Annotated in this window: 11 protein-coding genes; 1 reads left to right on the forward strand and 10 read right to left on the reverse strand. The window is 61.8% G+C overall.

The genetic code is table 11. The features are described from left to right. Nucleotides 1-13: 13 nt before the first annotated feature. From LDZ21_RS24265 to LDZ21_RS24300, 8 genes are all read right to left on the reverse strand, one after another. Nucleotides 14-1,483: an FGGY family carbohydrate kinase gene (locus LDZ21_RS24265; protein WP_244797189.1), complete on the reverse strand. Its 1,470-nt coding sequence runs from the start codon at nt 1,481-1,483 to the stop codon at nt 14-16. 33 nt (nt 1,484-1,516) lie between these two features. Beyond that, the gene (locus LDZ21_RS24270) at nt 1,517-2,599 is read right to left on the reverse strand and encodes an ABC transporter permease (protein ID WP_152562552.1); all 1,083 of its coding nucleotides are present in this window, start codon (nt 2,597-2,599) and stop codon (nt 1,517-1,519) included. Between the two features lie 24 nt (nt 2,600-2,623). Continuing rightward, a complete protein-coding gene (locus LDZ21_RS24275; RefSeq protein WP_244797190.1) occupies nt 2,624-4,171 on the reverse strand; it encodes a sugar ABC transporter ATP-binding protein in 1,548 nt (515 codons plus the stop codon). Beyond that, nucleotides 4,168-4,809 carry a DUF2291 family protein gene (locus LDZ21_RS24280; protein WP_244797191.1) on the reverse strand — a complete coding sequence of 214 codons (642 nt, stop codon included), beginning with the start codon at nt 4,807-4,809 and terminating at the stop codon, nt 4,168-4,170. The genes LDZ21_RS24275 and LDZ21_RS24280 overlap by 4 nt, the downstream gene beginning before the upstream one ends. Nucleotides 4,810-4,876: 67 nt before the next feature. Further along, nucleotides 4,877-5,821, reverse strand: coding sequence for a D-ribose ABC transporter substrate-binding protein (locus tag LDZ21_RS24285; RefSeq protein ID WP_035962564.1), 945 nt, complete (start codon nt 5,819-5,821; stop codon nt 4,877-4,879). 43 nt (nt 5,822-5,864) lie between these two features. Next, nucleotides 5,865-6,662 carry a GolD/DthD family dehydrogenase gene (locus LDZ21_RS24290; protein ID WP_244797192.1) on the reverse strand — a complete coding sequence of 266 codons (798 nt, stop codon included), beginning with the start codon at nt 6,660-6,662 and terminating at the stop codon, nt 5,865-5,867. A gap of 33 nt (nt 6,663-6,695) precedes the next feature. Beyond that, entirely contained in the window at nt 6,696-7,640 is a 945-nt protein-coding gene (locus tag LDZ21_RS24295) for a transketolase family protein (protein ID WP_244797193.1), read from the reverse strand. Next, a complete protein-coding gene (locus LDZ21_RS24300; RefSeq protein ID WP_244797194.1) occupies nt 7,633-8,487 on the reverse strand; it encodes a transketolase in 855 nt (284 codons plus the stop codon). The genes LDZ21_RS24295 and LDZ21_RS24300 overlap by 8 nt, the downstream gene beginning before the upstream one ends. Nucleotides 8,488-8,662: 175 nt before the next feature. Between LDZ21_RS24300 and LDZ21_RS24305 the strand changes: the two genes are divergently transcribed. Continuing rightward, complete coding sequence (locus tag LDZ21_RS24305) at nt 8,663-9,430, forward strand: DeoR/GlpR family DNA-binding transcription regulator (RefSeq protein WP_244797195.1); 768 nt, start codon at nt 8,663-8,665, stop codon at nt 9,428-9,430. Between the two features lie 174 nt (nt 9,431-9,604). Here the strand turns inward: LDZ21_RS24305 and LDZ21_RS24310 are convergent, their stop codons facing one another. Further along, nucleotides 9,605-10,618, reverse strand: a complete 1,014-nt coding sequence (locus LDZ21_RS24310) for an ABC transporter substrate-binding protein (protein WP_404980579.1) — start codon at nt 10,616-10,618, stop codon at nt 9,605-9,607. A gap of 29 nt (nt 10,619-10,647) precedes the next feature. After that, a complete protein-coding gene (locus tag LDZ21_RS24315) occupies nt 10,648-11,556 on the reverse strand; it encodes an SMP-30/gluconolactonase/LRE family protein (RefSeq protein ID WP_244797197.1) in 909 nt (302 codons plus the stop codon). Nucleotides 11,557-11,577 lie beyond the last annotated feature (21 nt).

The following is an 11,577-nucleotide window of genomic DNA, read 5'->3' on the forward strand; positions in this document are numbered from 1 at the left end:
CTGAAAGCGAAAGTTATAGACGTTCGATCCAGCGCAGCCATTGCGCATGGTTCGCCGCCGCCGCATCGACGCCGCTGCCCGGCTCGACACGCCGCGCAATCACGCGCTTGCTCTGATACGTGTCGAGCGATGCGATCAGCCCGCCCTTCCATGCCGCAAGCGCGGCCGCACCCGCCGCCGATATTTCGCTCAACGCGAGCGTGCTGACAGGGCGATCGAGCGTATCGGACAGGTACTGCAGCAGGAACGGACGCTGCACGAGGCCGCCATCGAGATACAGTTCGCGCAGGCGCACGTTGGCTGCCTGCTCCATCACCGTGATGACGTCCTTGATCTGATAGACGATGGATTCATACGCCGCGCGCGCGACGTGCTGCCAGGACTTCGAGAAATCGAGCCCGACGATCTGCGCGCCGCCCGGATACTTCCAGTGCGGACAGCCGATGCCGGAGAACGCCGGAAGCACGAACACGCCGCCGCTGTCGTAGTCGATGAAGGCCTGCTCCGCTTGCGCGAAATCGTCGAAGAGACGCAGCTTGTCCTTGAGGAACGCGGGCGTGGAACCCGCACTGATGACGATGCCTTCCAGCGCATAATCCACGCGCTCATCGCTTGCAAAGCATAGTGTGGAGACAAGGCCATGCGCCGGTTCTTGCGGATGCGCGCCGACGTTCATCATGATCGACGAGCCGGTGCCCATCGTCGCTTTCGCCACGCCCGGATGCAGGCATCCTTCGCCAACGGCCGCCGCGTGCGAATCGCCGATCATCGAGAGCACGGGTATCGCGCGGTCGAGCAGGCCGTCGAAGTCCGTTGCGCCGAAGTCGGAGGCGGAAGGCATCGGCTCGGGCAAACGCAGACCTCGAAGGCCGAACGTCTCCACCAGTTCGCGATCCCATTGCAGCGTCGCAAGGTTGAAGAGCATCGTGCGCGACGCGTTCGTATAGTCGGTGCGATACGCCGCGCCCTTCGTCAGCCGATACAGCAGCCAGCTATCCACGGTGCCGAAGTAAGCATCGCCCTTGGCGATGGCATCGCGGACGCGCTCGTCGTTCTCGTTGAGCCAGATGAGTTTGGAGCCTGAAAAATACGGATCGATCAGCAAACCCGTCTTCTTCGCGATGACAGGCCCGAGCCCATCGGCCTTCATGCGCTCGCAGATGCCGAGCGATCGCTGACACTGCCACGACACCGCAGGCACGATCGGCTCGCCTTGTGCGTTCCACAGCACGACAGTCTCGCGCTGGTTCGAAATGCCCACGCCTGCGATGTCGTCACGCGATCCTTCGAACTTGCCGATACACTCCGTCACCGCACGCAGTACCGACTCATACAGCGCATTGGCGTCCTGTTCGACGAACCCCGTGCGCGGATGGGTGCAGGCCACCGCCGCAAAGCCGCGCGCATGCACCTGCCCTTCGCTATCGAAAATCAGCGCCTTGGTGCCGCTCGTGCCCTGATCGATCGCCAGAACGTATTTCATTGGACGGTCCTTGTCTTTCTTTCGTGGCGCGCATCAGGCGGTGAGCGAGACCATGCGCGACTGCAGGCGCTGCTGCAACTGATCGACGACCACCGCGAAGATGATCACGAGTCCCTTGATGACCATCTGCCAGAAGTCGCTGATGCCGCACATCACCATGCCGTCGCCCAGAATGCTGATCACGCACGCGCCGATCACCGAGCCGAACACGGTGCCGCGTCCGCCCATCAATGCGGTGCCGCCCAGCACGACCGCTGCGATCGCGTTCAGTTCGTAGGTTTGCCCGGTGAGCGGGTGAGCGGTCTGCAACTGCGCGGTGATGACGAGCCCGACGAGCGCCGCGCAGAAGCCCGAGAACATGTAGACGAAGAGCTTCACGCGATTCGTGCGGATGCCCGAAAAGCGCGCGGCCTGTTCGTTGCCGCCGATCGCATAGATGCGGCGTCCGAGCGGCGTCTTGCGTGCGATGAAGATGGTCACGACTGCGAGCACGAGCATGATCCACACAGGCATCGAGAGGCCGAGTATCGTGCCGTTGCCGATGAATTCGAAGCCCGTGTTGCCGAGCGCCGGATTGCCTTCGAGGTCCGCATACGTGCTGCCGTTGTTGACGAGCAGCGCGGCGCCGCGCACCACGTACAGCATGCCGAGCGTCGCGATGAACGGTGCGACGTTCAGCATCGTGATCAGATAGCCGTTCACCGCGCCGATGAGCGCACCGAGCACGCACGCAATGATGGTGACGCCGAGCGGACTGAAGAACACGATGTGATGCCCGATCTTCACGCCTTCGAGCAGCAGATAGCCCGCGGCCATCCCGCTTATGCCGACGATGGATCCCACGGACAAGTCGATTCCGCCGGTCAGGATCACGAGCGTCATGCCGATGGAAAGGATCGCGACCACGGTCACGTGCTTCGCCATGATCAGCATGTTGCTCGTCGAAAGGAAGTTCTCTGTCGCCAGCGAGAAGACGATGATGATTGCAAAGAGCGCGATGAAAATCCGCAGCTTGAGCAGGTTCACCGCGATCCGCGATGCGACGTAGGCAGTATGCCGGCTGTGCTTCGCATGCACCGGATGCACCGGCGGGTTGCTGCTGTTGGGAGTGTTCATGGTTTCGATCTCGGTTTGCTTCTCTCAGACCACGGCGGTCGCGGGCGTCGATGCGCGCACGATCCGTTCGCTGTCGAATTCTTCGCGCCTGATGTCGGCGGTGAGCTTGCCGCTCGCCATCACGATCACGCGATTGGAGACGGCCATCGCTTCGTCGAGTTCGGACGTCGCATAGATCACCGCGATGCCCGATTGCGCGAGCAGGCTGATCGTCTTGTAGACGTCCTCTTTCGCGCCGACGTCGATGCCGCGCGTCGGCTCGTCCATCAGCAGCACCTTCGGCTTCGTGAGCAGCGCCTTGCCGATCACCACCTTCTGCATGTTGCCGCCCGATAGTGACATGATGGGCGCATCGACGGACGACGCCTTGATCGCGAGACGCTTGACGATATCGCTCGCGGCTTCCACCTGTTTGTCGCGTGCGAGCGACCCGACGAAGCGGCGCGTGAACTTCCCGAGGCTCGACAAGGTCATGTTCTCGAGGATGGTCATCAGTTGCACCATGCCCTGCTTCTGCCGGTCTTCCGGCACGAGTGCGATGCCCGCTTCGATGCGCCTCGGTATCGGCAGATCTTCGATCGCCTTGCCCGCCAGTTCGATTTCCCCGAGCGCGAGCGGCTGCGCGCCGAGCAGCGATTCGAGCAGTTCCGTGCGGCCCGCGCCCATCAGCCCGTAGATGCCAATGACTTCGCCCGCCTTCACTGAGAACGACACGTGATCGACCGCATAGATGCCGTTCGAACGCTTGAGCGCGAGGTCCTTCACGTTCAGCACTTCATCGCCGATGGCGTGCTGCTCGAACGCGAAGCGCTTCTTCGACGAACCGACCATCGCTTCGATGATCCACGGAATGTCGATGTTGGCGATATCGTCTTCGGCAACGAGACGCCCGTTGCGCAGCACCGTGATGCAATCGCCGATCGCCATGATCTCTTCGAGGCGGTGCGAGATATAGATCACCGTCACGCCCTCTTCCTTCAACTGGCCGATGATCTTGAAGAGAATCTCGACTTCGGTCTTCGAGAGCGCGGACGTCGGCTCGTCCATGATCAGCACCTTGATGTGCTTCGACAGCGCCTTCGCAATCTCCACGAGCTGCTGCTGGCCGACGTAAAGATCGCCGAGCCGCGTGCGCGGACTGATTGGAATGCGCAGGCGGTCGAGCAGCACCTTCGCCTGATGATTCTCCATCTTCGCGCGGATCACGCCCGAACTCGTTAGCTCGTTGCCCGCGAAGATGTTCTCCGCGACTGTCATGTCGGGAAAGAGATTCAGCTCCTGAAAAATGATGCCGATGCCGTGATGCTCCGCACTGCGCACATCGGTGATATGCGCAATCTGACCATCGACCCATATCTCGCCGGAGGTAGCCGTCTCCGCGCCCGCGAGCAGTTTCATCAACGTGGACTTGCCCGCGCCGTTCTCGCCGATCAGCACGTTGACCTTGCCGCGACGCACCTTGTAGTTCACGTCGACGAGCGCGGCAGTGCCGGGATATTGCTTCGACAGGGCGCGCGTCTCGATCACGTTCGCCGTGTTCATGTTGCGCGGTTCGCTCGGGGTTTCGTTCATTTCCAGGCCACCGGTATCGCGCGAATCTCGCCTGTCGGTTCGCTCCATGTGCTGTAGACGGCGGCGACATCCACCGTCTCGCCGACCTTCAGCTTCATTGATTGCACGCGGTTCACGACGAGCTTGTTGAGTTCCTGACCGAACGCGGCGAAGCGCGTCTGGTCATCGAAGTCGCTGTATTTCACGCCGGGAAAGCCATCCCGCACGCCGGTGCCGACCACGACCGGACCGGTCTGCAACACGACATGAACGGGTTCGCCGCCCGACGCCGGATCCACGTCCACATAAGCCTTGCCGACCCGCGACGATCCGTCGATGCGCGTCACCTTGCCCTGCACGCGCAACCAGAAATTGCACGGGAACGCCGTGCTCTGACGAAAGCCGTATTGCTTGCACGCATCGTCGAAGTTCGAATTGAGCGCGGCGATCACCTGCGAGGCCGGCTTCGCGTTCTTGTCGGCATAAGGGATGAGTTGCTCGCTCAGCATCTTGCCGGCGTCCGGGCCCTTGTGCTGTCCCTGGTTGCGGATCGCCGCGAGTTCGGTATCGGTGACGACGTGGCACGCGCCGAGACTTGCCGCACCGAGCACGAAGAGCACGGTGAGCACGCGCCGGGCTGCGCAGATTGGATGAACCATGACGACCTCACATGACAAGCCTTGCACGGGCGCGGCGATGACCGCGCCCGTCCAACATCGCAGTGCGTTACTTCGTGTAGTAGAAGTCCTTGACCTTCGACGCGTTGTCCTTCGTGATCAGGATGCCGCGGAACAGTTGACGCTCCTGCTCGCCGGTCTTGCCGGTGGCGATGTACTTGTCGAGCAGATCGACGCCGTGAATCGCAATGCCCTGAGCCTGCAGCATGACCGTGGCCTTCAGCTTGCCCGCGAGAATCGAATCGCGCTCGTCGTTGCTGCCGTCGATGCCCATCACGACCACATCCTTGCGTCCCGCCGATTCGAGCGATGCGATCGCGCCGAGCGCAACCGGACCATTGCCGCTAATGACGCCCTTGATCTTCGAATGCTCCTGCAGAATCGAATCCATCGCCTGCTTGCCGGGCAGGAGCGCGCCCTTCGCGTCCTGCCGCGCGACCATCTTCAGTTCGGGATATTGATCGAGCACCTGATGGAACGCTTGCGAGCGCGTCACGCAGTTCTTGTCCGCGAGATTGCAGGTAAGCTCCACGTATTCGCCCTTTTCGCCGATGGTTTCGACGAAGCGTTGCGCGACTTCGGTACCCGCTTGCAGGTTGTTATGGCTCAACTGCGCGATCGCGATACCGTCCTTCGGAATCTCGCGATTGATCAGCACGACGGGCACTTTCTTGTCGACGGCGGTGCGCACCGTGGCGACGCTTGCGTTCGAGTCGGCGTTATCGAGAATGATGCCCTTCACGCCCTTGCCGATCACCAGATTGACGAGCTCGTTCTGCTTGTTGACGTCTTCGCCATGCGAAAGAACGATGGTGTCGTAGCCGAGCTTCTTCGCTTCGCTTTCCGCACCCTTGGCTTCGGCGGCATAGTACGGATTGTCGAGCGCGTTCACGAGAATCGCGATGGTGCCCTTGCCCGCCGCATTGGCGACGCCCGGCACGGCGGCGCCGAACGAAACGGCCACCGCCGCAGCGACTGCTAGCTTCTTCCACATGGTGTTGTCTCCGGTTGATTTGTGTTCTTAGAGCAATGACGCATCAGGCGATCGTGTAGCCGCCATCGATCATGATGTCGGCGCCGGTGATCATGTCCGCGCCGTTCGACAGCAGGAACAAAATCGCGGCGGCGATTTCATCGGTATAGGCGAAGCGGCCGACGGGAATCAGCTTCTTCATGTTCTCGCCCTTCTCGCCTTCCCATGCGGCCGCGCCCATCGGCGTGAGCACGACGGTCGGCGATACGGTATTGACGGTGATGCCGCGCCCGGCCCACTCCTTCGCGAGCACTTTCGTCATGCCGATGAGGCCGGCCTTCGCGGACGTATAGGCGCAATGCTGGTCGATCGCGACGGTCGCCGCCTGCGATGCGATGTTGACGATCTTGCCGCCATGCCCGCTCGCCAGCACGATGCGCGCGAAATGCTTGGAGCACAGAAACGGCCCCGTGAGATTGACGCCGATCTGGCGCTGCCATTCGTCGTAGCCAATCTCTTCAGCGGGCGTCAGCGTGATGCAGCCTGCCGCGTTCACGAGCAGATGCAGATCGCCGAAGTGCGCATGCGCGGCCTTGATGGCGCGCTCGACATCGGCTTCGTTGGCGACATCGCACGCGAAGGCTTGGGCGTTGTCCGCGCCCAGCTCGTCGATGGCGGCTTGCACGCGCGGCTCTTCGAAGCCCGGATAAAGAATCGCGACGCGAGCGCCCTTCGCGATCAACGCGGCGTTCGTCGCCATCGCGATGCCGCCGAGACCGCCCGTCACGACGGCAACCTTGCCGTCCAGGCGGAAATCGAAATCGACGCCGTGGCGCAGCGACATGTCGTACTGAATGCCCATCTGTGTCTCCTAATTCGTTCTCTGGCGCGTGTTTCAGTTGGCGCGCTGCGCACGGATCGCATCGGCGATGCCGGCTGCATCGATACCGTAATGGCGGCGGATGCCCTTGCGCGTGCCGTACTTCGCGAACTCGCCCTCGGTGATGCCGAGCATCTTGAGCGACCGAGTGATCTGACGCCGCGCCATCAACACGGCCACCGTCGCGCCGACGCCGCCATGCAGCGAATGCTCTTCGACGGTGACGATCGCGTCGTGCCGTTCGATGATCGAGGCGAGCGCGTCCTGATCGAGCGGGCGCAGCGACGAGAGGTTCACGAGCGTCGGCGACATGCCGCTCTCTTTCTGCATCGTCTCGCACGCATCGAGCGCTTCACCGACCACCGAGCCCATCGCGATGACCGCGACGCGCGAGCCTTCGATCAGCACATCGGGACGGCCCGGCACGAAGCGATACGACGCGTCGTGCACGACCGGAAACTTGGCGTTGTCGAGACGGATGTAGACGGGGCCATCGAAGGACGCGGCATAGTCGATCATCTGCACGACTTCGACTTCGTCGCACGGCGCGAAAATCTGCACGTTGCCGAAGCCGCTCATGATCGAGAGGTCGTCGATTGCATGATGCGTCGATGCAAGCGGCCCATACGCGACGCCCGCGTTGAGCCCGAGCATCTTCACGTTGGTGCCGCTATAGCAGACGTCGTTTTTGACCTGCTCGTTCGCGCGTCCGACGAGAAACGGCGCGGCATTCGCCGTGAACACGATATGCCCGCCCAGCGCGAGGCCCGCCGCCATGCCGACCATGTTCTGCTCCGCGATGCCGACGTTGATCACGCGCTCAGGATAGTCCTTCATGAACGGGCCGATCTTCGAGGTGGACGTGGAATCCGCCACCATCACGATGATGTCTTGCCCCGAGGCGGTCAGCCGGCCGAGTGCGCTTACCGCTCCGTCCCGCAAGTCAGCGTAGTCACGCATGGTCCAGCTCCTTCAGCGCCTGCTTGAGTTGATCTTCATCGGGAAACTTGTGATGCCATGCCGGTACGTTCTCCATGAACGACACGCCGCGCCCCTTGATGGTGTGCGCGATCACGACCTTGGGCTTTCTGTTCGCGTAGTCGAGACTTTCCAATAGTTTCCAAATGGAGTCTGCCTGGTTTCCGTTCACGTCGTGAACTTCGAAACCGAAAGCGCGGAACTTCTCGTCGAGCGGATCGAGATCCATGATGTTGTGCGTGAAGTCCGCGAGTTGCAGGCGATTGCGGTCCACGATAACAACGAGGTTCGAGAGCTCGAAATGCGCCGCAGCCATCGCGGCTTCCCAGTTTGAACCCTCTTCGAGTTCGCCGTCGCCGGTCAGCACGAACACGCGCCCGGTCGGGCCTTCGTGTTGCGCGGCGTGACGCTGCTTGGCCATCGCGAGACCGGCGGCGATCGGCAGGCCGTGACCGAGGCCGCCGGTGTTTACCGTGACCCAGGTCGGCAGCTTTTGACGCACGGGATGGCCCGGCAGACGTGAATCGTCCTTCAGATAGGTGAGCAGTTCGTCGTCCTTCAGCCAGCCGAGTTCCGCGAAACAGGCGTACAGGCCGCCGACACCGTGTCCCTTGCTCAGGATGAACTCGTCGTGCCAGCGCACGCTGCTGGCGGCGTCGGTCTCATAGCGGAGCACATGAAAATAGAGCGCCGCGAGGATGTCGGCCTCCGACATGTCGCCGCCCGTGTGACCGCTCTTGGCCGTGGCGTTCATCACACAGATTTTCTTGCGGATTTCTTGCGCCCGTCGATGCAGCGCGTCGCCCGACTGCTTGAAGGGGTTTTCCATTCCCTGCTCCCAGACTCCCGTTTGCTTGAGACAGAGTTTCTTTTAGTTTCTTTCGAAAGTCAAAGGCAAATCAATCGAAAGAGGGAAAACCCCTAAAACGAACGCGGCGGCGTTTCTGATCAGGCAGAATACGGCTTGGGGCGGCGCGGGACAGCGCAAGCGCAGGAAGGGCGGAATGGATCAACGAACCAGAACAGAGAAGATTTTCGAACGTGTGCGTGCGGCCAAGCTCGTGAAGCTCTCGGAGTTGTCGAGTGAGTTTGGCGTGTCGATGCCGACGATTCGAAAGGACATCGACGAACTGCAGCGGCTCGGGCGAGTCGAGCGCGTGCATGGCAACGTGCGGCTGCGAGCCGAGCGGCTAGAGCCGGCGAGGCGCAGCTACGAGACGCCGGTGTTGCCGACGAGCGCGGAGAAGGCGCTGATCGGGGCGAAGGCGGCGAGTCTGATCGAAAACGGGGATTCAATCATTCTGGACTGCGGCGCGACCGCGACGGAACTTGCGAAAAATTTGCTGGATCGCCAGAACCTGCGCATCGTGACGAACGCGCTGAACATTGCGATTCTGCTCGGCGCGGAACCGACGAATCGCGTGATGCTGACCGGCGGCATCTTCAAGCCGGAGACGATTGCGGTGTCGGGCGAGAAGGCATCGACGTTCTTCGAGGGCATGTTCGTCGACAAGCTGTTTCTGGCGGCGGGCGGGGTGTCGATGGAGTCGGGCATTTCGTATCCGGACTTCATCGACCTGCACGTGAAGCGCGCGATGATCGACGCGGCGAAGACCGTCTATTTGCTGGCGGATTCGAAGAAGTTCGGCAAGCGCGAGTTCGCGGCGTTCGGCGCGATGGATAGTATCGATTATCTCGTCACCGACGACGGACTCGGCGAAGAGTTCGTGCGATGGCTCGACGGCAACGGGACGAAGATTCTGTATGCGTGAGGGGTGACTTGCCGTTTTTAATCGAGCCGGGGGATTGTGCTTGCCGGTAAGCGGTGCCGGCGTCACTTGCTGCCTACGCGTGGCTTGCGGTTTCGAAACTGGCTCTAATAACTCGCCCCGGCGAGGGGCGAGCTAACAGAACGACGCAAGCAACTCCCTGACAGGGAAAAGAGCCTACTTCTTCCCATCCACCACAGCCACAACCTCGTCTCGCGAATACTCCTTGTTCGCGAGCGCGCCAGTCGGCGTCTTGGTCAGCACCGCATCCAGTTCCTCGGGCTTCACTTCGAGCACCGGCATCCGGATATCATGCGGCACCTTCTTGCCCGCCAGCACCTGCTGCGTCACCCAGAACGCAAACGACGATGCCCCCGGCGGAATCGTCACCGACATCGTTTCATAGCCGCTCTTGCGCTGTTCCGCCCACCACGCAAGCTCCTCCTGACGATTGCCGAGAATGATGATCGGTGTCGGCCGCCCCGCCGCCTTGATCGCCTGCGCCGCGCCGAACCCATCGCCGCCCTGCGTGACGACGCCATCGATCTTCGGCAGCGTCGGCAAAATGCCCGCGACCTGTTTCTGCGCGACGGTCTGCGTCCAGTCGCCGTGCACCGAACCGACGATCTTCAGCCCCGGGTACTTCTTGATCTGATCGACGATGCCCTGATGGATCTCGTCATCCACCGACACGCCCGCGAGCCCGCGAATCTCGAGTAGGTTGCCCTTGCCATTGAGACGCTTCGCCAGATAATCCACCTGCATGCGGCCCATGCCCTGGAAATCCACGGCGATGCGATACGCGCACGGCTCGGTCGCGATGCCATCGAACGATACGACCGTCACGCCCGCACCGCACGCCTGCTTGATCACGCCATTGAGCGCAGTCGGCGAGACGGCGTCGACGGCAATCGCCTTGTAGCCCTGCAAAATGAGGTTCTGTATTTGCTGGACCTGCTCCGTCGCCTGGCTCTCCGCGGTCGTGAAGCTCGGCGCGGACGCCACGATCTTCTGCTTCACCGCGGCATCGGCGACATTCGACCAGCTCTTGAGCATCTGCTGACGCCAGCTATTGCCCGCGTAGTTGTTCGACAACGCGATCTTCATCGACGACGTATCGCCGTTCGCGACCTGCGCCATCGCCGACACGCTCGCCAGCGCCACGCATGCCGCCGCTATCACCTTGAGCATCTGCACTCTCCGTCTCCTTTTGTTATCGATCAGCGCGCCGCGCCGCGCACGCCCACATGAACCGCATACACCGATGAAGTCGCGGTAATGAACAGCCGGTTGCGCCGCAGCCCGCCAAACGTCAGGTTCGCGACGACTTCGGGAATGAGTATCTTGCCGAGCAGCGCGCCATCCGGCGCATAACAGTGCACGCCGTCTTCCGCGCTCGTCCACACGTTGCCTTGCTCGTCGGTGCGCAAGCCGTCCGGCACGCCGCTTTGCATCGCGATGAACACGCGGCCATTGCGCAACGCGCCATCCTTCTCGACATCGAAGACGCGAATGTGACGCGGCGCATCCTCATCGTGCGACGCAGCGGAATCCGCGATATAGAGCTTCGATTCATCCGGCGAGAACGCGAGGCCGTTGGGCTTCACGAAGTCATCGCAGACGAGGCGCACTTGCGTTTCGCCGGGCGCGAAGCGATACACGTTGCATCGGCCGATCTCGCTCTCTGCGCGATATCCCTCGTAGTCGCTGATTATTCCGTAGTCCGGATCAGTGAACCAGATCGCGCCTTCAGAATCGACGATCACATCGTTCGGCGAATTGAGCTTCTTGCCTTCGAAATGCGATGCGATCACCGTCACGCTGCCGTCGTGCTCCGTGCGCGTCACGCGCCGCGCGCCGTGCTCGCAACTCACGAGACGTCCCTCCCGATCGCGCGTATTGCCGTTGCTGAAATTCGATGGCGCGCGATAGACGCCGACGCCCATCCCCGGCGCCCACCGCAGCATGCGGTTGTTAGGAATGTCGCTCCAGATGAGCAAGTCCGTCGCCGGAAAATAGACAGGGCCTTCGGCCCACAGGCAATCGCCGGTCAGCTTCTCGAGGAATGCGTTGGGCTGAAGCAGCAGCCGAAAACGCGGATCATGCACTTCGTAGTCTTGGGATTTCATGTCTCCTTGTCCTTGTTATGA

The sequence above is a fragment of the Caballeronia grimmiae genome (assembly GCF_022879615.1).
Lineage (GTDB): Bacteria > Pseudomonadota > Gammaproteobacteria > Burkholderiales > Burkholderiaceae > Caballeronia > Caballeronia grimmiae.